At 73.0% G+C, this 20,275-nt stretch carries 34 protein-coding genes; all 34 read right to left on the reverse strand.

Annotation, left to right across the window (positions count from 1 at the left end; translation table 11 throughout):
- Positions 1 to 28: 28 nt before the first annotated feature.
- Positions 29 to 1,483 carry a phage major capsid protein gene (locus tag QA802_RS30730; RefSeq protein WP_334529353.1) on the reverse strand — a complete coding sequence of 485 codons (1,455 nt, stop codon included), beginning with the start codon at positions 1,481 to 1,483 and terminating at the stop codon, positions 29 to 31.
- Positions 1,480 to 2,301 (reverse strand): HK97 family phage prohead protease, encoded by an 822-nt coding sequence (locus QA802_RS30735; RefSeq protein ID WP_334529356.1) that lies wholly within the window; start codon positions 2,299 to 2,301, stop codon positions 1,480 to 1,482. The genes QA802_RS30730 and QA802_RS30735 overlap by 4 nt, the downstream gene beginning before the upstream one ends.
- Positions 2,301 to 3,614, reverse strand: a complete 1,314-nt coding sequence (locus QA802_RS30740) for a phage portal protein (RefSeq protein WP_334529359.1) — start codon at positions 3,612 to 3,614, stop codon at positions 2,301 to 2,303. Before QA802_RS30740 ends, QA802_RS30735 begins: the two co-directional genes overlap by 1 nt.
- Positions 3,611 to 3,853 (reverse strand): hypothetical protein, encoded by a 243-nt coding sequence (locus QA802_RS30745; RefSeq protein WP_334529362.1) that lies wholly within the window; start codon positions 3,851 to 3,853, stop codon positions 3,611 to 3,613. Before QA802_RS30745 ends, QA802_RS30740 begins: the two co-directional genes overlap by 4 nt.
- Positions 3,846 to 4,043, reverse strand: a complete 198-nt coding sequence (locus QA802_RS30750; protein WP_334529364.1) for a hypothetical protein — start codon at positions 4,041 to 4,043, stop codon at positions 3,846 to 3,848. Before QA802_RS30750 ends, QA802_RS30745 begins: the two co-directional genes overlap by 8 nt.
- Positions 4,025 to 5,590, reverse strand: a complete 1,566-nt coding sequence (locus QA802_RS30755; protein ID WP_334529367.1) for a terminase large subunit domain-containing protein — start codon at positions 5,588 to 5,590, stop codon at positions 4,025 to 4,027. Before QA802_RS30755 ends, QA802_RS30750 begins: the two co-directional genes overlap by 19 nt.
- Positions 5,587 to 5,892: a hypothetical protein gene (locus QA802_RS30760; RefSeq protein WP_334529370.1), complete on the reverse strand. Its 306-nt coding sequence runs from the start codon at positions 5,890 to 5,892 to the stop codon at positions 5,587 to 5,589. The genes QA802_RS30755 and QA802_RS30760 overlap by 4 nt, the downstream gene beginning before the upstream one ends.
- A 316-nt stretch (positions 5,893 to 6,208) precedes the next feature.
- On the reverse strand, positions 6,209 to 6,649 hold the full coding sequence (locus QA802_RS30765) for an AAA family ATPase (RefSeq protein ID WP_334529373.1): 441 nt from the start codon (positions 6,647 to 6,649) through the stop codon (positions 6,209 to 6,211).
- A gap of 6 nt (positions 6,650 to 6,655) precedes the next feature.
- Positions 6,656 to 6,874, reverse strand: a complete 219-nt coding sequence (locus QA802_RS30770; RefSeq protein WP_334529376.1) for a hypothetical protein — start codon at positions 6,872 to 6,874, stop codon at positions 6,656 to 6,658.
- A 13-nt stretch (positions 6,875 to 6,887) separates the two neighbouring features.
- Positions 6,888 to 7,250 carry a hypothetical protein gene (locus tag QA802_RS30775; protein ID WP_334529379.1) on the reverse strand — a complete coding sequence of 121 codons (363 nt, stop codon included), beginning with the start codon at positions 7,248 to 7,250 and terminating at the stop codon, positions 6,888 to 6,890.
- A 190-nt stretch (positions 7,251 to 7,440) separates the two neighbouring features.
- The gene (locus QA802_RS30780) at positions 7,441 to 7,725 is read right to left on the reverse strand and encodes an HNH endonuclease (protein WP_334529382.1); all 285 of its coding nucleotides are present in this window, start codon (positions 7,723 to 7,725) and stop codon (positions 7,441 to 7,443) included.
- Positions 7,726 to 7,739: 14 nt separating this feature from the next.
- Positions 7,740 to 7,994 carry a hypothetical protein gene (locus tag QA802_RS30785; protein ID WP_334529385.1) on the reverse strand — a complete coding sequence of 85 codons (255 nt, stop codon included), beginning with the start codon at positions 7,992 to 7,994 and terminating at the stop codon, positions 7,740 to 7,742.
- Between the two features lie 566 nt (positions 7,995 to 8,560).
- On the reverse strand, positions 8,561 to 9,304 hold the full coding sequence (locus QA802_RS30790; RefSeq protein WP_334529387.1) for a hypothetical protein: 744 nt from the start codon (positions 9,302 to 9,304) through the stop codon (positions 8,561 to 8,563).
- The gene (locus tag QA802_RS30795; RefSeq protein ID WP_334529390.1) at positions 9,301 to 9,825 is read right to left on the reverse strand and encodes a hypothetical protein; all 525 of its coding nucleotides are present in this window, start codon (positions 9,823 to 9,825) and stop codon (positions 9,301 to 9,303) included. The genes QA802_RS30790 and QA802_RS30795 overlap by 4 nt, the downstream gene beginning before the upstream one ends.
- Positions 9,822 to 10,133: a hypothetical protein gene (locus QA802_RS30800; protein WP_334529393.1), complete on the reverse strand. Its 312-nt coding sequence runs from the start codon at positions 10,131 to 10,133 to the stop codon at positions 9,822 to 9,824. Before QA802_RS30800 ends, QA802_RS30795 begins: the two co-directional genes overlap by 4 nt.
- Entirely contained in the window at positions 10,130 to 10,366 is a 237-nt protein-coding gene (locus QA802_RS30805; RefSeq protein WP_334529396.1) for a hypothetical protein, read from the reverse strand. Before QA802_RS30805 ends, QA802_RS30800 begins: the two co-directional genes overlap by 4 nt.
- Positions 10,367 to 10,483: 117 nt before the next feature.
- Positions 10,484 to 10,993, reverse strand: a complete 510-nt coding sequence (locus QA802_RS30810) for a hypothetical protein (protein ID WP_334529399.1) — start codon at positions 10,991 to 10,993, stop codon at positions 10,484 to 10,486.
- Positions 10,994 to 11,013: 20 nt separating this feature from the next.
- Entirely contained in the window at positions 11,014 to 11,520 is a 507-nt protein-coding gene (locus QA802_RS30815; protein ID WP_334529402.1) for a hypothetical protein, read from the reverse strand.
- The gene (locus QA802_RS30820; protein WP_334529405.1) at positions 11,517 to 11,771 is read right to left on the reverse strand and encodes a hypothetical protein; all 255 of its coding nucleotides are present in this window, start codon (positions 11,769 to 11,771) and stop codon (positions 11,517 to 11,519) included. The genes QA802_RS30815 and QA802_RS30820 overlap by 4 nt, the downstream gene beginning before the upstream one ends.
- Positions 11,768 to 12,409, reverse strand: coding sequence for a hypothetical protein (locus QA802_RS30825; RefSeq protein WP_334529407.1), 642 nt, complete (start codon positions 12,407 to 12,409; stop codon positions 11,768 to 11,770). The genes QA802_RS30820 and QA802_RS30825 overlap by 4 nt, the downstream gene beginning before the upstream one ends.
- Positions 12,406 to 12,741 (reverse strand): hypothetical protein, encoded by a 336-nt coding sequence (locus QA802_RS30830; RefSeq protein ID WP_334529410.1) that lies wholly within the window; start codon positions 12,739 to 12,741, stop codon positions 12,406 to 12,408. Before QA802_RS30830 ends, QA802_RS30825 begins: the two co-directional genes overlap by 4 nt.
- Before the next feature lie 38 nt (positions 12,742 to 12,779).
- Entirely contained in the window at positions 12,780 to 14,198 is a 1,419-nt protein-coding gene (locus QA802_RS30835) for a hypothetical protein (RefSeq protein ID WP_334529413.1), read from the reverse strand.
- Positions 14,198 to 14,497: a hypothetical protein gene (locus QA802_RS30840; RefSeq protein WP_334529416.1), complete on the reverse strand. Its 300-nt coding sequence runs from the start codon at positions 14,495 to 14,497 to the stop codon at positions 14,198 to 14,200. The genes QA802_RS30835 and QA802_RS30840 overlap by 1 nt, the downstream gene beginning before the upstream one ends.
- A complete protein-coding gene (locus tag QA802_RS30845; RefSeq protein WP_334529419.1) occupies positions 14,472 to 14,723 on the reverse strand; it encodes a hypothetical protein in 252 nt (83 codons plus the stop codon). Before QA802_RS30845 ends, QA802_RS30840 begins: the two co-directional genes overlap by 26 nt.
- A gap of 5 nt (positions 14,724 to 14,728) precedes the next feature.
- A complete protein-coding gene (locus QA802_RS30850; RefSeq protein WP_334529422.1) occupies positions 14,729 to 15,133 on the reverse strand; it encodes a hypothetical protein in 405 nt (134 codons plus the stop codon).
- Positions 15,134 to 15,138: 5 nt separating this feature from the next.
- Positions 15,139 to 15,363 carry a hypothetical protein gene (locus QA802_RS30855; protein ID WP_334529425.1) on the reverse strand — a complete coding sequence of 75 codons (225 nt, stop codon included), beginning with the start codon at positions 15,361 to 15,363 and terminating at the stop codon, positions 15,139 to 15,141.
- Between the two features lie 6 nt (positions 15,364 to 15,369).
- Complete coding sequence (locus QA802_RS30860; protein WP_334529428.1) at positions 15,370 to 15,495, reverse strand: hypothetical protein; 126 nt, start codon at positions 15,493 to 15,495, stop codon at positions 15,370 to 15,372.
- A 78-nt stretch (positions 15,496 to 15,573) separates the two neighbouring features.
- Complete coding sequence (locus QA802_RS30865; RefSeq protein WP_334529431.1) at positions 15,574 to 16,176, reverse strand: DeoR family transcriptional regulator; 603 nt, start codon at positions 16,174 to 16,176, stop codon at positions 15,574 to 15,576.
- Positions 16,173 to 16,934, reverse strand: coding sequence for a hypothetical protein (locus QA802_RS30870; protein ID WP_334529434.1), 762 nt, complete (start codon positions 16,932 to 16,934; stop codon positions 16,173 to 16,175). The genes QA802_RS30865 and QA802_RS30870 overlap by 4 nt, the downstream gene beginning before the upstream one ends.
- On the reverse strand, positions 16,931 to 17,527 hold the full coding sequence (locus QA802_RS30875) for a hypothetical protein (RefSeq protein WP_334529437.1): 597 nt from the start codon (positions 17,525 to 17,527) through the stop codon (positions 16,931 to 16,933). Before QA802_RS30875 ends, QA802_RS30870 begins: the two co-directional genes overlap by 4 nt.
- Before the next feature lie 79 nt (positions 17,528 to 17,606).
- Entirely contained in the window at positions 17,607 to 17,795 is a 189-nt protein-coding gene (locus QA802_RS30880) for a hypothetical protein (protein WP_334529440.1), read from the reverse strand.
- A complete protein-coding gene (locus QA802_RS30885; RefSeq protein ID WP_334529443.1) occupies positions 17,792 to 18,316 on the reverse strand; it encodes a hypothetical protein in 525 nt (174 codons plus the stop codon). Before QA802_RS30885 ends, QA802_RS30880 begins: the two co-directional genes overlap by 4 nt.
- Positions 18,313 to 18,990 carry a hypothetical protein gene (locus QA802_RS30890; RefSeq protein ID WP_334529446.1) on the reverse strand — a complete coding sequence of 226 codons (678 nt, stop codon included), beginning with the start codon at positions 18,988 to 18,990 and terminating at the stop codon, positions 18,313 to 18,315. Before QA802_RS30890 ends, QA802_RS30885 begins: the two co-directional genes overlap by 4 nt.
- Positions 18,987 to 20,216, reverse strand: a complete 1,230-nt coding sequence (locus QA802_RS30895) for a hypothetical protein (protein WP_334529449.1) — start codon at positions 20,214 to 20,216, stop codon at positions 18,987 to 18,989. The genes QA802_RS30890 and QA802_RS30895 overlap by 4 nt, the downstream gene beginning before the upstream one ends.
- Positions 20,217 to 20,275 lie beyond the last annotated feature (59 nt).

Below are 20,275 nucleotides of genomic sequence, written 5' to 3' on the forward strand. Positions count from 1 at the left end.
GCCGGCCGCGCCCCGGGGGTGGATGAGATCAGGTGACGTTCAGGAGCCGGAAGGCGTCCGCGTTGACGACGTCCGCGCCGACGCGCCAGTACGCGAACCAGCCCGCCTCACCCGTCGGTCGGCCGCTGGCGCCCTTGACGAGCGGCTCGTAGACCATGGTCATTCCGACCCGGTCCACGATGTAGTAGTTGCGGAAGTCGCCGAGGAGCAGCGTGTAGTTGTCCGCGCCGGCGTTGATCGTGCCGTCCATCGCGGACGCCTCGTAGATCGGCGCGCCGAGCAGCTGCTCGGGCTGGCCCATCCCCAGGTTCGCCCAGAACGAGCTACCGCCGGCGGTGTCGAACTGGCGGGTCTTGTTGATGATTGGTTTGGCGGCCATCCACGACGGGGTGCCCGTGATCCGGTGGCGGGGCGGCAGAGCCTGCTCGACGGCGTACACGTCGGCGACCGCGTACGTGTCTGTGGTCGCCGACGGCACGACCGACCCGGACACCGCGGCGACCGCGGTGACGACGCCCTTCGGCTTGCCGCTGCCGTCGCCGGTGGCGAACGCGGCGGCCTCGAGGCGGTCCTTCGCGTCCGCCAGGAGCGGCCCGACCTCCGCACCGAACCCCGAGTCCGCCAGGACCTCGAACGAGCCCTGCACCCACGCCGACGCCTTCTCCGGCTTGATGGACGGCTGCGCGAACGTGGGCGAGTTGTCGGTGACCTCGTCCGCTTCGGCCAGCCACGACGCCGTAACGCCCGCCGACGACACACCGTTCCACGTGTCGGTCGTGATCGTCTTGATCGTCGACACCTGCCGGAACGGGTTCGCCGATCCGGCGTTCGTGAGGATGATCGTCGGGTCGAGGGTGAACGGCACCAGGAATCCGCCCGCCGCGTCGGTCAGGGTCATCGCCCGCCGGTGCGCCTCGGCCAGCCGGTACGCCGCGTACTCGTCCTCGTCGAGGAGCGCCGCGTTGCCGGCGTTCTCCAGCAGCGACTCGAACGCCCGCATGTACTCGTCGGACCCGGTCAGCAGCAGGTGCTGCGCGATGCGGCCGCGGCGGTCGGCGCGCACCAGGCGCTCGACGCGCTCCTGCTGGTCCTCGGTGATCATCTCGGCAGCGAGCTCCACCGCGTACAGGGCGCGGCTGCGCAGATCGCCGCGGGTGGCCCGCTCGTTGAGGTTCGCGCCGCGCACGCGGTCGAGCTCCTCGTACGGGTTGCCGCGCGACCGCATGAACTGCGGGCCCTCACCGTCCCGCTCCTGCGAGCCGGGGACCGTGGCCGCCGCGCGGACGGCGTCCACACGCCGTTCGTGCTCGAGCTGCTCGGTGAAGGCCTCCTGCGCGGTGTCGAACTCCACCAGGAGCTCACCGGCGCGGGTGGCCTGTTCCTCGGTCGGCTCCTCGACCTCCTCGAGCTCCAGGAGCTCGGAGCGGATCGCCTCGAGCGACTCCTTGAGCTTGTCGCTCTTCTTCTTCCTCTTGGTGGTCACGCGGCCCTCCTGGCCTTGATCTCTGCGCGGACCTTGGCCCACGCGATCTTCTGCCGAGCGGAGTGCCCTTCGGCGGGCGGGTCCTCGGCGGCGGGCCCCGGGTTGGGGTCGCCGACGGCCGGCGGGTCCACTGGAGTGCCCTCGGCGGGCGGGTCCAGCGGAGTACCGGTCCGAAGCATGTGAGCGAGCCGGTCCCGCTCGTCGCGGGACAGCTCGCAGAGCAGCGGCATGATCTGCTCGGCGCGGACGCCGATCACCGCGGCGTCCGGGTAGGCGGGGAACGGAGTCGGCCCGTACTCCTTGAGCGCGATCTCCTGCCGGCGCACCGTCTTGAGCTTGCCGTCACGGTCGGCCCGGTAGCCGCCGCGTGGCGTACGGCCCGGGTCGGAGCGCGTGAACCGGCCCGTGAAGGACTGCCCGGTGATGGCGCCCTCACGGATGTTCTCCAGCACCTCATCGGCGAGCTCGGTCTTGTTGTACCGGGTGACCGTCAGCAGGCCTCGCGTGTCCGTCTTCAGCTCGACCGGGGTCCCGATCGGCATGCTGCCCCGCTCGGACGGGGTGCCCCACAGGGTGCGGCCGTGGTTGTAGAACACCCCGACCCGCCACGTCGACCGGGAGCCGGCCGGGGCGAGCTGCTGCAGGGTGCGGTCGAACGCGCGGCGGTCGATCTGCTCGACGTAGTCGCCGTCCTGGTCGTGAATCTGCACCGGGGTGTCGAACACCGCGGCGTACGCCTCGACGGTGCGGCCGTCCCCGCCGGCGCGGACACGGATGTCCTCGAGCGGGAAGTACCGCAGGAACGCTGCGTCGTCCATCAGGTCACCTCCGGATTCGTCGTCGGGGCAGCGGTGCCGCCGCCGGGCTTTTGCAGCTGGACCGAGTAGAGGCCGGTGTGCCGCAGCAGGCTGTAGTCCTCGGCCTCCACCGCGGCAACCACGCTCGCGGGCTCGTATCCGGCGTCGACGAGCTGGCGGATCGTGCGGGACTGCAGTCCCTGGATCTCGGCCGCGTCCTTGCGGTCCTCACGCAGGAACGCGATGTCGCGGTCGTCGTACCAGAGTTCGGCGCCGGCGGGGACATCGATGAGCGGGGCGAGCGATCCGGCGGCCTCCCGCCACAGCGGCCGCATCGTGGCGTCCGCCAAGCGACGCCTCGAGCTGGCGTAGTTGCCCGCGTTCAGCGACGAGCCGGCCAGTCCCTCGGAGAACCCGACGATCACCGACGGGACGCCCGCCGCAGCCGCGAGGCGCGTCTCACCGGCGCCCTGCGTCGCTTTGAAGTCGAGCTGCTGCAGGTCCTTGCCGACGACCGTGGCGTCCGCCCCACCGCCCAGGTAGAGCGTCTTGTAGGCACGATCGACGCCGCCGTGCTCGGAGTTCATCAGCGTCGCGAACTTCTTGACCTTGTCGGCCGTGACGCTCGCATCGAAACTCACGATGACCTGCGGGGTGGCCCCGTTCTCGAAGAACTTGAGTTTGTGCCGGGTCGCCGCGGTGTCCCCGACGATCTCCCGGACAACCGGAGTCAGCCACGACATGCCGCGGAACTGGAACTCGGGGTCGGGGTACGGCGCGAAGTGCCCCACCTGCTCGGGCAGCAGGAACCACGGCTCGCTGCCGGTGGGCGGGTCGTACATGAACCCGAGCAGCTCGGAGTCGATCGCCTCACTCGGCAGTCCCGGCTCTTCACGCGACCCGGTCACGATCGTCACCCAGTCCGGGCGCAGCAGCTTCAGCCGCCCGGGGTTGCGGTTGGTGACGTAGCCGTTGCCCTCGAGGTCGGCGTTCTGGATCCACCGCGACAGCAGGTTCCCCGTCGTCCCGCCGGGCCACGGCGTCTCCAGCGGCGCCAGGGCCGGGGTGCCGAACAGCTCGCCGGGCCGGCCGTTGCGCATCTGCCGGAACTGAAACCGCGCCTCGCTGAACAGCAGCTGCCGCACCATCATCAGCGCGAAGACCGGCCCGTTGGCCTTGTAGGCGTGCCGGACCTTGGCCTCGAAGTCGTAGGTGAGCGGCCGTTCCTTGCCGTCGACGGGACGGCCCGTGCCGTAGTAGACGTTGCCGTCCACCGACCATGACTCGTCGTCGCGCGTGGCGGGCCGCCGCGCGTGCTGCCACAGACTCGTCAACGCTCCCCCTCGGTCGTCGGCCGCCGGTCCTCGAGCAGCGCGACGGTCAGAGCGGGCGGGGAGGCCTGCCAGGCGGTCACCTGGTAGACGACCTGGTCCGCAATCGTGATCCGGTCCCCGTGCACCTGCATCTCATGGCCGCAGGCCGCGGCGAGCACCTCCAGCGAGATGCACGTCAGCCGGGGCGCGTGCAGGACCCGAATGCCGCCCGGCATCTTCTGCAGCGTCAGGTCATCCATCGCCGTCTCCTTCCTCCTCGACGTCGACGAGGAGCAGGAACGAGACGGCCGCCAGGGCCCCGCCCGCCATCAGCCCCAGGCCCACCCCGAACTGCACACCCGCGCCCACGGAGAACCCCGCACAGCCCGCCCAGTAGCCCGTCCGCACCCGCGCCAGCCGCGACCACCGGGTCATCCGTAGAAGCCCCACGGCTCTGTCTCCTCCGGCTCGACGTCGTGGTACATCTCCCACCCCCACAGTGCGTAGGTCGCGGTCACCAGCGGGCTCACGTCCACGCCGTCGCTCTTGCGCGCCCATGCCCACGCATCGCCAAGCTCGCGTTTGCGTGCGCCGGCGAGCGCGGCCGCCAGCGGCGCCTGGCCGAGGTGGCGCAGCGTGCCGTTCCCGACGCGGTCGAAGAACTGCCCGCAGGCCTGCGCCAGCTGACGCACCTTCGGGGAGACGACCAGCTCAGAGCGGTCCTCGCGGTCCTCGTCGTCCTCGTACGCCAGGGCCTTACGCAGCGCGGGCACCAGCGAGCCGGCCGGGCCGCCCTCGTCGATCACCCACACGCAGGGCGTCCACTTCGTGTCCCGCTCGACGACCCAGTCAACAACCCAGTCCGTACCGGGCCGGTGCTCGACGACCTCGACGTGCACGCCGTCGCCCGACGCCCCGGCCACAGAAATCGCCGTCCACGTCCGCTCCGGGTTCGTGTCGATGGCGAACCCCACCGGGTCCGCCGGCTTCGACGAGGAATCCGCCAGAGCCTCCCACCGGTCCTTCGGGATGACCTGCCAGGTGTCGTCTGACACCTCCGGGTAGTCGCCCACACCCAGGCGCTCACGGTCGAACAGGTCCGGCCGCATGCTCCGCATCTCCTGCAGCACGTAGGCGGTACGGATGCGGATACCCAAAGCCGGGTTGGCCCGGGCGAACGAGTCCTCCTCGCCGCGATCGTCGTGCAGCTCGCAGACGATGCGGCCCTCGGCGTCCGTCGGGCATTCCGTCACGTGCGGCGCGATCGAGTACTCGAGGTACGTCAGCGACGCATCCGGCGTCTCGGCCCCCGACATGGCCCGGGCGCGCAGCAGCGCCAGCTGCTCGCTCTCAGCCCCCATGCCCGCGCTGCCGGTATACACCAGCTGCGGATTCGGGCGGGCGGACAGCACGGGCATCAGGGCCCCGATCGGCGCCGCCCTCAGCTTCATCGCCTCATCCATGAGGACCAGGTCGCCGGAGAACCCTCGCCCCGAGTCACCGCCGCGCGCCAGGAACCGGATCCGCGCGCCGTTGAAGAACTCGAACCCCTCCTCGCCATGGGAGCGGCGTACGCGCTTCACACGGCGGCTCAGGCTGTACGAGCCCTCAATGACCTGGTCCAGGCGCAGGAACGACTCCTGAGCGGTGTTGAACTGGTGGGCGGTGTGAATGACCAGCCGCCCGCCGAACAGGATGACCTCCCCGAGCTGCCGCGCCTCGAGGAACCCGCCCTTGCCGTTCTGCCGGGCGACGTTCAGGACGACGTCCAGGGAGAGCCAGCGGCCCTCGTCGTCCTCTACAAGGCTGTGGTGCAGGCCGAGCTGCTGCCACGGGTCGAGGTGCAGGCCTGCATCCTCGGCGAGGTCGATGCACTCCTGACCGGCGGGCGAGCGGAAGTCCAACGCCTCCTGGTCCTCGATGCCGTCCCAGCGTCCCGTCTCGACGTGCCGCCGCCAGGGGACGGACAGGATCCGCGGGGTCTGGCAGCCGATCACCGGGCGTCCTTCGCGGCCGGCGGGGAGAGCCGCCGCTCACGCCGCTTGGCGATCTCGTCGACCCGGTCGCCGCGCTCCTTCGGGGGAGCGGCCGCGACGACGACGGCCAGGGCCTGGCGGAGCTCGCGCGCGGCGGTCGCCGCCGCCTTGGAGTCGGACGCGGAGTCGACCTCGGCGGCCAGGCGCAGCGCGGCCGCGGCGAGCGCGTGCGCGGCGGGGTCGACTCCGAGAGCCTCCAGCTGGGCTGTGGTGGCGGCGGCCACCGCGCCGCGGCGCAGCCGGCGCTTCGGAGCGTCACCCATCGGACATCACCCCCCCGTAACCACCCTCATAGTGACGGAACGTGACAAATAATAAGTAACAGAGCGTTACCGGATAAACAGTTACAGAACGTCACTAAATCGCTGGAGTGAAGGCCGGCGGATCAGTGACCACCACCGCGGGGAGAGAAACGGGCGACAAGGGCTTTTGGGTCGCCCGGCCTCCCGATTCACGTGGTCGCACGGCCCCCCTCCCCCGTCGGCCCGACGCCTCGACGAGTCGGGCGAATCGGACACGATCGAAGGTTGGTCACGCCGGCGGGGCTGCCCGTCCCGTCCGCCCTGCCGCGCTGTCCGGTCACCAGGACCGTGACGTCTGGGCGGTGACGGGGCGTGAGCCGCCCTTGCGGTAGTCCCGGTACCAGCGGGTGACCACGGCGTCCATGGCCGGTGACCGCATCGCCGCGACGCGCTCACGCACGACGTCTTCGCCCGGATCCACGGTGACGATCTGGGCGCCGGCGTTGCGGTACCTGGCCCGCGCTTTGGGGCTGGGCATGGTGTGGATCAGGTAGACGTCGACGTCGTCGACGTGCTTGACGGCCTCGTCGATGGCAGCGAACCGCGCACGCTGAGCAACGCGCTGGACCAGCGGGTCATGGTTCCACTGCGGTGCACCCGGGCCGGTGAGCGCTGCGGCGATGCGGTCCAGGTCGATGACGATGTCACGCGCTGTGGCGTGGGCCTGGATCCACGTACTCTTCCCCGAGGCCGGCGGCCCGGTGATGACGTACAGCACTGGGCGTCACCCGTACTCTTCGACGCTCGCCCCGTGGAGCAGGTCGCCCGGCTTCCGGTCAGCGAGCAGCCCATCGAGGCTGATCGCGATGGTGCACACGTTGAGCTCGTCGGGGTGGTGGACACAGACGAAGCCGCCTGGGCCGAACTCGGCTGCGGCCCAGACGCGGCCATCAGCAAGGCGAACGAGGAACGGGCGAGGACGAGCCGGTACGGCCATGGTCACTGCCTCCGTGGTGTCAGTCGGCGTGGCTGCGGGGCTGTTCTGGCTCGCGCTCGTCGAGCAGCTGGCCGCTGACGGCGAACACGGGCTCGGGCAGGTAGCCGTCGGCCATGGCGTGTGCGACGCGCGCCCACATCTCGGCGAGCTTGAGTGCCTCGGTGGACCGTACGCCGTGGAACTGGGCGCGCCGGCGTTCCTCGGCCATGCGGTCGCGCTGCCATGCGCTGTCGGCGTTCTGGCGGGCGCGGGCGTCGTCCTCGTGCCGGATGGCCTGGCCGTACTCGCCGTTGGCGCGCTCTGCCCAGCCGAACGCGTGGGCCTGGGCGCGGCGGTGCTGCTCGGCGCGCCACGCTCCGTAGTCCTGCTCTGTGTCGCTCACGGTCACCACTTCCTCGGATGGTCTCGGCGCCCCCGGCAGGTGACGTTCTCGCGCCCGCGCTCGCGCTTGACAGGTACGGCACCCGGGGTCTGTTCCCGCCCAGTGGCATCCGGGGCACGGCCCGGGTGCGTCGCAAGCCAGAGGCCAGCGACAGCACACCCTCACCTCAGTAGGCTCACTCACTCCAACATCACCATCTCCTCGAGGCTCGGGTCTGCGGCTGGACGGTGCGGTTGCCGCGGGCGCTGTTGCAGCGGCGGTGCGCGCTGCGGGCGTTGGCGGGGTCGAGGAGGTCACCGCCGCGGGTGAGCGGGAGGGCGTGGTCGAGGGTGAAGGCCCACCGGCTGCGTTGCGCGGCGTAGCCGGTGAGGGTGTAGTCGATCTCGCGGCCGCAGATCCAGCAGGGCAGCCCCAGGGCGCGCTGCAGGATCGTGAGACGGCGGTAGGGGCGACCGTTGCGGGGGTTGCCTGCCACGGGTTCTCCGAGGGCTACATGTCGTCGCCGAGGACTTCCCTGCGCTTGGCGGCGGCCTTGCGGTTGAGGGCGTTGACCATGCGTACCGCGGTGACGCTGAGTAGGGCGAAGGCGATCACGCCGAGGATCTGGACGACGGTGTTGACGATGTCGATGTTCCGTACGGCTCTGGCGATGATCAGGATGATGATGGTGCCGGCGAGCCAGGCGAACCAGATGCGCAGCTTCTCGACGCGTACGGCGGTCTGGATGTCGCGGTAGTCGCTCATGTGTCCCCCCAAGGACGGTTGCGTTGCTGGGGGCATCATGCCGTGGCGTATGCGTCGCGTGGCGGCTGCGTGGCTGTTCTGTGACGTGTGGCCCGCTGCCCGGGCGCTGCGCGCCCGCGGCCGTTGGGGCGCCCGCGGTGACGGCCTGTTTACTCCGCCGCCGGGCAGCGGGGGTCAGTGGGTGCTGATGCCGACGAGTCGCAGTGCGCGGCCGCGGGTTCTCTTCTCGGCGCGGGCGAGGTCGGGGTGGGCGTAGAGGGGGTGGCCGTGGGCGTCGAGGCCGCAGGAGGCGAGGTGGCCGCGGCTGGCCCATTTGCGGATGGTCGCGGGGGTGACCTCGGCTGCGCCGGCGGAGAGGAGGCGTCGCCATGTGGTGGCGAGTTCGGCGGCCTGGGCGGTGGTGTAGCGCAGGGGGGTGTCGATGGTTTCGTCGCCCCCCTGCGCCTGGTGATGGCGTCAGCCCCGGGCCTGGGTGGCTCGGGGCTGTCGCGTGGGCGTCGGGTCGCGAGGTCCGGCGCGGTGAATTCTGGGGTGGGCACAGGTGTGCCGTTGGCATGAGTGTGACGCTAGGTAGCGATCTTGTCCAGCTCGAACACGCATGCGTCTTCGGCGGCGGCCGTCTGGGTGGTGTGCAGGAAGGCGGCGGCGTGCTGGCCGTAGGCGTCGGGGGTGAGGGTGTGGCCGCAGTCGGTGCAGTGGATGTGCCATCGGCCGTCGGTGCGGACGAGGGCGAATTCGTCGCACTGGGGGCAGGGCGCGGCGCGGGGGTGGCTGCGGGGTTCGGTGTGGGTGAGGCTTCGGATGCGGTGGAGGAGGTCGCCGAGCTGGTGGTGCAGGCCTGCGGCGGCGGGGAGGGTGAGGGCGTAGGGGAGGTAGGCAGTGAGCCAGGCGCACCAGGCGGCGATGTCGGCGCGGGCGGGCTGGGCGTGCTCGCAGGGTCGGGTGTGGGCGGTGCCGTGGGGGTCGCGGTGGACGGCAGGGTAGGTGTAGGCGATGTGGCCGGCCCATCCGGCGAGGAGGGCGCGGATGGGGACGGTGGTGTCGGTGTCGTCGTCGGGGTCGCCTACGGGGCCGGGGTGGCCGGGGCCGAGGAGGACCAGCACGCGGAGGTCGACGGGCAGGGGCGCGTGGGCGCGGCCGGTGCCGCCGGTGCGGCCCTGGGGGGCGGCCGCGCTGGGGGTGAGGAACTCCTGCAGGAGTTCGGTCTGGTGTGGGAGTTCGGCGAGCCAGCCGCGGATGTCGTCGGCGCACAGCGGGCACAGGTGGTGTCCGTCGGGCGCGGTGCGGGGGCAGACGGTGCACGCGGTCATCGTTGGACGCTCTGCAGCCGCTCGAAGATGGTGTTGATGTCGTCGGGGGTGAGGTGGGGGTGCTCGCCGAGGACGTAGCGCAGGCGGACGTCGATCTGTGCGGCGACTGCAGCTTCGGTCCAGTGGCCGGCCATCTCGCGGGCGGCGTCGGGGGTGAGCTCGGCCTTGAGGGTGCCGCGGCCGATGTGGACGTAGGGCCGGCCGGTCTTGGCTCCGGCGACGGCGTGGATGCGCAGGGCGGGCCGGGTGGAGCTCGGCATGGCGCGGCGGGAGCGTACGGCCTGCAGGAGGCCGCCGACGACGGTGTCGTCAGCGTGGACGTCCTCGCGCAGGGAGCGGATGAGGGCGACGTCCGTTTCGGCGGCCGCCGCGGCGGCGGTGAGGTCCCGGGCGGTGGCGAGGGTGGTCTCAGGGGTGAGGAGCGCCTGCACGGTGCCCCAGCTGAGGAGGCAGGCGGCCTTGCGGGTGGCGGGGTCGATGGTCGAGCTGATCCAGGCGGTGTGGTCCTGGTGGGTCGTCATGGTGTGGGTGCTCCGGTGTAGGCGTGGCAGGCGGCGCAGTAGCCGTAGCGCTTGTCGTCGGGGTGGTGGGAGGTCTTGCGGCAGCGGGGGCAGGTGAAGGGCAGCGGGCCGAAGTGGCGTTCCAGGCGGGCGGCGATGTCGGCTTCGGTGCGGCCCGCGATCAGGGTGATGGTCAGGCCGGGGATGCCGAGCTCGGCGAGGTCGATCTTGATGGGCTCGTCGGCCATGAGGCGGGTGATGTTCTCGCCTGAGAGGCCGAGCAGGACCACGGGTGCGCCGGTGCGGTTGTGGAGGCGGGCCTTGATCATGGGGTCACCTCGATCGCGGCGGGCGGCTGTCCTTTGCCGAGCTGGTCGATGAGCTGGCGCAGCCGGGTGAGCGCGTGGCGGTCTCGTCGGCTGAGGGCGGCCCGTGCGGGGGCTGGGAGGGCGAACCAGCAGGAGCGGCAGAGGTAGTGCCCGGCGGTGCGCGGCTGGGCGCAGGCGGGGCATATCAGGTTGCCGGACGGGTCGGCTCCGTCGTGGCAGTGCGGCGTGTCCATGATCGTTCTTTCCGGCCCGGGTTTCGGGCCATGTGTACTGGCGGGTAGGGGTGGCGGGGTCTCGCGCGCGCCTGCGATTGCGCGCGCGTGAACGCAGGCGCGCGCGCGAGGCGGTGGCTAGTTGCCCTGGCCGTGGTGGGGGTCCTGGTCGTGGTCGAGGGTCTTGTGGATGGAGGAGCGCCAGAAGGCGCGGACGTGGTCGGGGGCGTCGCCGGTTTCGGGCCACAGGAGGCCGTCGACGACGGCGCGGGCGCACAGGAAGGCGAGTTCGCGGGCGCGGGCGTCGGTGGTGGTGATCTGCTCGACGACGTTGACGGGGGTGAGGAAGGGCAGGGGTCCGTCGGGGAGGTGGCGGGCGTCGAGGGGGCCGGCCTCGGGGTTGAGGGCGAAGACGGTCAGTTCGTGGGTGGCGTCGGGGTGCCGGCGGTTGGCGGGGGGCAGTTCGGGGTGGTCTGCGAGGGTGACGACGCTGAGGGCGTACTGGTACCAGACGGGGTGCCAGCGGGGGCCGGTGATGATCCAGGTGTCGAGGCCGGCGGGGTGGCTGTCGCGGTAGGCGTCGGCGTCGAGGCGGCGGGCGTTGCCGTGGGTGCCGGCGAGCAGGTCGCGGTCGGGGGACGTGGCCATGAGGCGCGCTCCTTCAGGGGTCAGGGGTTGGGGGTGATGTGGTAGCCGCTGCTGTGCAGGTACATCTCGACGTGTGCGGCGAGGTGGGGTCCGGTGGCGCGGTCTTCGAGGGGGTCTGTGGTGAGCCACCAGTCCTCGACGGCGGCGGCCATGACGTCGAGGTGGGGTCTGGGGGGTGCGGGGTCGGGTATGGGGGCGTGGCGGTCGTCGCAGTCGGGGCTGCAGGGCGGGCCGGCGAGCCTGCAGAGCAGGGGGCAGGGCCAGGTGACGTGGCAGTCGGCGCACCGTCCTTCGGGGGTGCGGGTGTGGCCGTGGCGGGCGCGGGCGATCGCGGCGGCGTAGTGGTCGCGGGCGCGGCGGGTGCGGGTGAGGCGCCGGCGGATACGGCGCGCGGCCGCGTCGATGACGGCAAGCAGGAGGACGGCGGCGGCCGCGAAGAGCGCGATGCCGAGCACCGCGGCGGCGATGAGGACCAGGAGGCCGGGGTCGACGGGGCAGAGGCGGCCGGGCTCGTATGCGGTGGTCATCGGTGTTCCCTGGGGTCGTGGGTGGGCAGGGCGGTGATCGCGTCGAACTCGCGGCGGGTGTCCTCGGCGGCGCGGACGGCGCGCTGCAGTTGGCGCCGGTCGTGCCGCCGCTGCCGCCATTCGGTCGCACGTTCGAATGCCTTGTTGCCGAGGATGCCGGCGGCGCAGGCGAGGGCTGCGAGGGCGATGACGGTGAGGATGCCGAGGGCTCCGCCGAGGGCGGCGAGGGTGAACACCTGGTGCGGGGTCATGGGGCATCGGCTCCGAAGATCGCGGTGTAGATGCGGTCGGCGTCGCGGATGATCTGGTCGGCGAGGTGGGCGCCGGCGAGGCATCGGAGTTCGGTGCAGGTGGTCATGATCCGGCCCTGGGGGGTGCGGCCGTGGTGGGCGCGGAACGTTTCGGCGCGGGGGTTGTAGCGGCGGTTGTGTGCCCAGAGGTGGGGTTGTCCGGTGCCGTCGGCGCGGGAGGTGGGGCCGGTCCAGCGGGCGTGTCCGTCGCCGTAGGGCTGGACGTGCAGGGCGAGGGCCTCGGCGACGGTCCGGGCGCGCCGCTCGCCAGGCAGCTCCAGGATGGCGCGGACCTTGTAGATGGTGGTGTTGGTGCCGGCTCCTGCGGCTTTGATCTCGGCGGCGGTGGCGCCGTCTTGGAGCATGGCGACGATGCGGGGGTAGCGGGCGGTGACGGCTGCGCGCTGCTGCTCGGGCGGGAGTTCACGGATCCCGGGGCGCGGCGGGACGGGCACCCCGTGCGCCTCGCGGGCCTGCCTGATCGACCTGCTGCTGACGTGGAGCTGCTGCTTGATCTGCTCGTAGGTGGCTCCGTCGCGGAGGAGCTCGGCGATCTGTTCGAGGGTGGCGCCCGGCTTGCGGCCGGTGCGGGGGCTCATCGCTGCCACGGGACGGGCCGTACGCCGATGCGGGTGCGGCCGGTGGTGCGTCGGCGGGCGGCGGCCTTGGCGCGGGCGACGGGGCAGCTCGCGAAGTGGGGTTTGCGCAGGATCTCGCGTTCTTCGGCGCGTGGGCGTTCGGTGGTGAGCTGGCGGGTCCAGTAGACGGTGTCCCGCACGGAGACGGCCTGGTTGCCGGCGGGGTCTTCGGGCGGGTCGATGGCGATGATCTTCCGGTGGGCGGTGGTGAGGGCGTACAGGACGCTGCGGCCGCAGTCGTCGCAGGCGCCGAAGCCGGTGGTGCGGCGTGGGGTGGCGGGGCGGTCGTACACGGGTCGGGGTCCCTTCTGGTGGTGGTCGGTGCGGAGTGTCAGGCGCATGCCGTTTCGGGCGGGCCGAGCCGTGGCCTGGCGCCGGGGCTGTGCCAGGTGGGGTGGTGAGGGTCGGACAGGTCCCAGCCGTGCCATCGCGCGTCGAGGAGTTCGCCGGTGTGCGGGTTGAGGACCCCTTCGGGGACCAGGCGCAGGCGCGGCAGCGGTCCGGCGCGGTAGCGGGCGCGTTCTTCGAGGTGGCGTTCGTACAGAGCGCGTTCACGGGCGTGGCGCTCGCGGCGGCGGGTGGCCAGCCCTGTCGTGCCGCGTTCGGCGGCGGCCTGGTCGAGAAGGGCTTCGTCGCGCTGGAGGCGGACGTGGCCAAAGAGGCGGGGGGCGAGGTAGTACAGGCCCTCGCGTTCGTGGACGAGGCCGTCGGCCGTCAGGAGCGCCAGGCGGCGGGCCACGGTGGTGCGGTGCAGGGACGTGGCCTCCACGATCCGAGCGCGGCTGAGTCCTTCGGTGGGGTCGAGGCAGGCCAGGATGCGGGCGCCGCTGGTGCCGTGGGCCCAGTGGTGGCAGGCGTCATGGGCCATCACCGAGGCCAGCGCCACCGTGTCCACGCTCGCCTGCTCGCCCTCCATGACGGTGGTGGCGGGTGTGCTGGGGGTGCGGGCGGTGTGCGGGGTGTGCGCTTCCGGGACAGTCGCCAGCTGCACGGCCTGGGGGGGCAGGGCCTGTCCCGGGATCGCACGTGTGAGCAGGTCACGGACATGCGCAGGCAGCGCCAGACGCCACCGTGAGGGCTTCTCCCGGCCGGTTCCGGCCTCCAGGAGGATGAGCCAGCCGTCACGGGCGAGGCGGGCGTTGGAGGCCTCGGCGGTGGAGCGGGCGCAGCCCATCTGCTCGGCGAGCGGACGTACCGCGCTGAAGTGGTCGAGCCCGCCGGCCGACTCGCACAGACGCAGCCGGGCAGCCAGGTTCTTCTGGTCGACGGCTTTCCCGCCGCGCGCGGGCCACGCCAGGGCCTCCACCGCCCGCCGGACCTCGCCCACCTGCTCGACGGCGTCCTGACGGCCGGTGACCGTGCCCGCCGCACCGACGAACCGGCCGGCCTTGGCGAGCATCGCGGTGAGCTTGCGTTCGGCGTACTCGGCGCCCTTGCTCTCCCGCAGCCGGCGTGCCCACCAGCCGCCCCGGGTGGGGGTGTAGATCAGGGCTTGGTGGAAATCGGCCGGGGACCACTGGCGGCCCGGCTGCGAGCACGCCACCGCGAGCGCCATCGTGAGCCGGTAACCGGAATCCGCGTCGTCCCGCCCCGCGTAGCGGCCTTCCGTGTCGCCCTCCAGCAGCAGACGCTGCGCGCGGGCGCTGACCGGGCGGCGCTCCCACACCTGCACGGGCCGCCCGCGCCCAGCACTGCCGGCCCCGCCACTGCTGTGGCGGGGCTCGGCGGCGGACGCGGGCAGGGACGGCATCAGGCACCGCGTCCCGGGCAGAACTGGGCGTGCAGGCGCACCGCCTGGCGGGCGTAGGCGACCTGGGCGGGGTCCTCGGGGTCGAACTCCTCGACGATCATCACGCGGCAGTCGTCGCAGGGCGTGTATCCGAGCGGGGCCCGCACGCCGGTGCGCTCGACCTCGTGGATGTCCTTGACGGCCTGCGGGCGGCTCAGGCCGAACTCGTCGGCGACGAACTCGGCGAGCGCGCGGCGCTCCCGCCACGCGGCCCTGCGGGGCGGCGCGGCACTGCTACGGCGGCGGCCGTTCTTCGGCATGGTCGTGCTCCTGGTCGTCGGAGTCGGGGACGGTGTAGGTGGCGCCGCACGGCGCGGTGCGGATGCCGGGGCCCGTGTGGCGGTGGCGCTGGCCGCAGCCCCCGGCGCCGTCGCAGCGCACCGTGTACTCGGTGCGGCCGGAGGTGACGATGGGGTCCGCGGGCACGGCGGCCGGGCCGCCCCAGCGGGGCGGGTCGGCGGGCAGCAGCGGTAACTGCCCCGGCACGCCGCTCACATCGCCTCACCGGGATGGGCGGGCTCCGTGCGCACCGCGCCCTCGGCGTCCGACCCGGGCCGCAGACGCGGCGTGACGAGGGTGACCGGGCGCACGCCCTTGCGCGGGTCCCAGCCGTTGATCGGGGGGCGGGAGATGAACCCGTACGCCTCGAGATGCGTGAGGGCCTGGCGGACCAGACGGCCGGTCAGGCCCGTCCCGGACGACAGGGAGTCGACGTGCTGCGGGCCGCCCGGGGGCAGGTAGCCGGCGTCGTCGGCGTAGTGGGCGAGCAGCAGAGCGACGTGCCGCGGGTTGTGGTGCAGGCTCGACGTGCTGACCCTGCGCTCCCACCGGTGACGGTCGAACGGCTCACGCGTCGGCACGGCGGCGGGGGTCGGGGTGGCTTCTCTGAACGTCATGCGGGCTACTCCTTCGAGGATGGACCGGGGCAGGTGCGGGCGTGGGTGGCGGTGATGGACTGGGTGAGGTGGGCGACGTCGGCCGCGCCGACTGCGACCAGCTCGCAGCCCCAGCGGCAGGTGAACGCGGCGGTGGGCAGCTGCAGCCACTCCGCGCGCTTGGTGTGGTAGTCGCCGAGGTCGACGTGCAGGCCGAAGAACCTGGTCGCGGGCGGCCAGGGGCCGGCCACCGGCCGTCAGCCCTCGACAGCGGCGGCCGTCGAGGCCGGTCGCGGCTCCGGCTGCGCGTCGCCGGACTGCGGGGCGAGGCCGAGGAACGCGGCCAGGAGCGCCAGGGTGAGCAGGAGCCAGATGCGGTACACGACGGCCTCCGTACAGGGGATGGGTGGGTGGTCCGGCCGCCCGGCGCTGGGGGTGGCTGCCGGGCGGCCGGACCGGCTTCAGGCGCCCTCGGGCGGGGCGGTCTCGGGCCTGCGGGGCACGAGCCGGGCGGGCATCGGAGGGCTGACGTACACGTCCCGCACGACGAACGGGCCGGGCACGATCCGGCGCTGGGCGAGGCCACGGCGGTAGCCGGCCGCCAGGACGGTGACGGCCTGGGCGATCGCCTCCTCGACGCTCATGCCGGTGGACGCCAGCACCGCCAGGTCCCGGCGCAGTCCCGGCGAGCGGCGCAGGTCGATCTCGAGGCGCTGAGCCGACACCCGGCGCGGCAGATCGGCAGGTGGCGCATCGTGCGCCATGGGCGACGCGCCACCCGGCTCACCGGCGCGCGCCGGTTCAGCCGGCGGCGCAGCGACCGGCGCAACCGGTGGCGCGCTTACCGGCGAGTCACCCACGCTGACCTGCGGCGCAAGCGGATCGTCCGGCGCAGCGGGCGGCGCATCGCCCGGCGCGTCCGCGTCCGCGTCCTGGCGCTCGATCTCGTCCAGATCGCGGCGCACCGTGTCCTTGCTGACCTTCAGACGGCCCGCGATCTTGCGCTGGCTCAGGCCCTCGTCGCGCAGCTGGCGCACCAGCGTGCGCCGGTCCGCGCGCGTCACTGCGCCACCTCGCCCGGCTGCTCAGCGGCGGCGGCCTTGTCGGCGAGCTGCTTGCGGTGCTCCCGGCGGGGGCCGATCAGGACGAACCCGAGGGCCTCGCGCAGCAGCAGGCCGTACGCGTAGGCGGCGTCGGCGCCCTCCTCGGCGATCGCCCAGCACTCGGCCGCTTCCGCGTCGTCGCGCTCGCTGACGTACTCCTGGTTGCCGATCTCCTCGGCGTGGTGGCCCGCCGTGATGCACCACAGCAGCCGGTCGTAGGCGGCCTGCAGCTTGTCGGCCTTGCTGTAGCCGTCGGCCTCGAAAGCCTCGACGTCGACGCCGATGTCGCCGGGCACCAGGTCGCGTTGACCCCAGTCGCCCTCGCGGTCCACGCCGAAGACGACGCGGCCCGGCTGCTCGCCGGCGCGCACCCTGCACACGGCCCAGGCCGCGCCGGAGGCGTAGAGCATCGCGGCGTGCCCGTACTCGGCGCGCACGCGGTGCATGGCGTCGAGGTAGAGATGCTCGATCTTGTAGAGCGCGCGGGAGTGCGGGGAGCGGTTGAACGGCCTGGCGTTCCAGCCGGTCTCGTCCGGGCCGGGCTGGCCGGTCACCCTGCCGTCGTGCATGACCCGGCGCAGGGGCTCGCTCCGTGCGTGCGCCAGCTCGGCGGCCGCGGCCGCGTGCTTCCACTCGCGGGCGGCCGCGCCGAGCGCGTCGACGCCGTCGGCCAGGTGCTCGAACCACGGCGCGTTGGCCGGCGCGAGGTTGTACGTCACCGGGCACCCCCGACGTGGACGGGGCGGCCGTCGCGGACGATCGTCAGCCGGTGCGGGCCCGCCTCGAACCACAGCCCGTAGACGGGACAGTCCGCGGCGTCCGCCGCGTAGCAGCCGGTCATGCCGGCCGCGTCCTCGACGGTGCCGGGCAGGGTGTGGGCGAGCTGCTGCAGGCTCATCAGGCCGTCGCCGGCGTCGCCCACGATGTACGTCTCGCCGAACGCGGGCACGGCGGGCGTGGCCTCGTAGTGGACGTGGACCAGGTCGCCGGGGCGGCACGGGTACCAGGGCGCGGACTCCAGCGCGCTGCCGGCCGCCATGAGCGCGCCGGCCTCGCCGACGATGTCCCGGGCCCGCTTGGCGTCCTCGGCCCGGGCGAGCGGCGACCGCTGATCCTCGGTGCGGGGACGCCCGTACAGCGCGGTGAACACCCTCGTGGCCAGGCCCTCGGGCCTGCCCGTCCAGGTGTGTGTCTGCTCACCGGTGCCGGGCAGCGTCTCGGTGACCGTGACGGCCAGGAACGCCGGCGTGGCGCCGGGGATGAGGCGCTCGATGGCCTCGGTGATGATCTCCAGTCGCGGGTCGCGACGCATGTGCGGTGTCCTTCGTGGTGGGCCGGGCGGGCGGGACGGTGGTCAGGCACGTCCCGCCCGCCGGCGGTCTCGGGGCGGGTCAGGAACTGCGGTGGGCGGTGAGGCGGGCGCGCGCGTCGGCGAGGTAACAGCCGAGGCGCTCCCACCGCGTGAGCCGGCGGAGGCCCGTCCGCCAGGCGCGGGTCATGAGAACGTCGGCGATCGCGCCGACCACCCACATCGCGACGACGGCCAGGGCGAGGGCCAGCAGCCACTCCTCGGCGCTCATACGGCCGCCCCCTCGGTGCGCTCGTCGTAGGCGACGAGGGCGATGTCGAGGTACACCGCCTGCTCCCACCGGTCGAGGGCCTGCGGCTTCTCGCAGTCGCAGCGCAGGCCGTGCAGGGCGGCATGCATGGCCGCGTCGGCGATCAGCGCCGGATCGGCCAGGTCGCTGACGTCGAGGGCGACCAGGTCGTCACCGGCCCGCACCGACCAGCCGGCCAGGTGCGACCACTGCACCACCAGGCCGACCGCGCAGACGGCGTCCGGGACCAGGTCGTCGTGACCGGGCAGCCACTCCAGCCGTAAGAACAGCTCCCGCTGCCCCGTCGGCCCGGGTTCCTTGCGCATGCCCGTCTCGATGGTGTCCGGGAGGAACTCCATCGCGGCGAGAGCCCGATCGACCGCGTCGGCGTAGCCCAGCTGCGGCAGGGTCGCCCGGGTGGCGTCGTCCACGGACGGCCGGAAGCCGTCGCGGATGCTCTGCCCGGACGCGCCCGCCGGCCGCGCCTCCTCGATGGCGGTCACCGCGCACCGCCCGCGGCGAGCTCGGCGGCCGGCTTCTCCTCGGCGAGGCGGGCGCCGATCCAGCGGGCGGCCGCGGCGACCGAACGCAACGGCGAACCACCGCGGCCGCGGCCGTCGTTGGCGTGCGCCCACCGCAGGTGCTGCCCGTACCCGAACTGGCCCTCAGGGTCGGCCACGGCGAGCGCCGTCCACACGACGCCGCCGCGCTCCCCCCGGGACTGCGTGATCTGACCGACGACGACGTCCGCCGTGACCTGCTTGACCTTCTGCCGGGTGACGACGAAATCGTGCGGCTCCTCGGCCACGGCACGGCCGAGGGCCAGCCACGGCTGACCGGGCCACAGCAGCAGCCCGGCCGCCTGACGCGGCGGCAGACCGTAGCCCAGGTACCGGGTGCTGGTGTGCGTGCTGCCGGTCTCGGGGGTGTCCTCGCCGGTGACCAGCTGCGCCGCGCCGCACGACTTGCACACGATCCGCACCATGGCCTCGGTGAAGCTGTTGCCGTGCCCGCAGTCCTCCTGCCCGCAGCCGTGCGCCAGCGGCGACTCGCCGTTGTAGTGACGCCGGTAGGCGCGCTCCTCACGGCGCACGGCGACATCCCACGCCGGCCGCTTGCAGCCCTCACGGTGCTGCGGCTGCTCCCACCCCAGGTAGGTGTCCAGAGGCGAGATCACTCAAGCCCCCTGGTGGCGATGGCGAGTTCGGCGGGGTTCGCGCAGCGGCTGCACAGGTCGGCCATCTGGTGGTTCGGCACCCAGTGACAGCCGCCCTCGCAGGCCGCGTCCTCGGTGCAGCCGCACCGTACGCAGCGCGCCACGTCGTCGACCTGGTCCTCGCCCTCAGCGACGTAGACCTCGGCAAGGCGCGTCCTCGCGGCCCAGTGGGCGTCATCGCCGTACAGCGGTCCGCTGCCCTGCTCGTCGGGGTCGACGGCGGCGGCCTGGTCGTCGGCGGCGAGCGCGTCACCGGCGCGGGCCACGGCGTTGGAGACGCAGGGCGGCGAGCAGTACCAGCGGGGGCGGTCGTCGGCGATGCCGGCGACCTCGAGCCGCGCCCAGCCGAACATGTCGGTGGGGTCGAAGTCGTGGTCGGTGCCGCAGAGTTCGGTCGTGCACGGCGCATGAATGTCGCGCACCTCGGCGTCGACGAGCGACGCGAGCTTGATCCGGGCGTCGCCCTCGACGACCAGGTGGGCGCGGCCGCCGTAGGAGGACTTGCACTCGATGACGGCCCGCTTGTGGGTGTCCTTCGGGCCGGGGATGTCGACGCCACCGGTCCAGCGGAGCGTCATCGGGAAGGAGTCGAAGGCCGTGGTGCCGTACTCGACGGCGGCCGCGATCTCGGCGACGGTCAGAAGGTCGGTGCCGGGGCGTCCCTCGAGGAGACGCAGCACCGCGGTCACCTTGCGGTGGTCGCCGGCCATCCGGGCGAGCTGGCGGCCGCGCTCGTCGATCTCGGCCTGGTCGTCGGCGTGCGCCTGCTCACGGGCGGCCGACGCGATGTCCGCGGCTGCCTGGGCGTCGAACAGGATCCCGGTTTCGTATTCGGCCTGCGCGAGCTCGCGGGGCGTGACCTTCCCGGCCTTCATCGCCGCGGCGATGACGCCCTCGGCCGCCTTCACCGCCGGAGCCGGCGGGAGACACGCCTTGCAGTACAGGACCTGGGCGCCGGACGGGTACCGGCGACCGCGGGGGTCCGGGCGCAGCGCGGTGTCCTCGACTCCTGCGGGGGCGGTGCACACGGTGCACGCCGGGCCCTCGGTCGCCGGCTCGGGGAAGGGCGAGCGCAGGGCGTACGGGACGTCGCTGCCCTGCCACGGGTCGGCGTACGTCGTGCCGGCGGTCACGGCGGCCGGCGTCTCGGGGGGCAGTGCCCCGGGGGTCTGCGATGCTGTGGTCACGGTTCTCCACTCCTGGGTTGGCATGTGGGTGTGGTGTGCCGAGGGGTCGCGATCCGGGG

The sequence above is a fragment of the Streptomyces sp. B21-105 genome (assembly GCF_036898465.1).
In the GTDB taxonomy this organism is placed as follows: domain Bacteria; phylum Actinomycetota; class Actinomycetes; order Streptomycetales; family Streptomycetaceae; genus Streptomyces.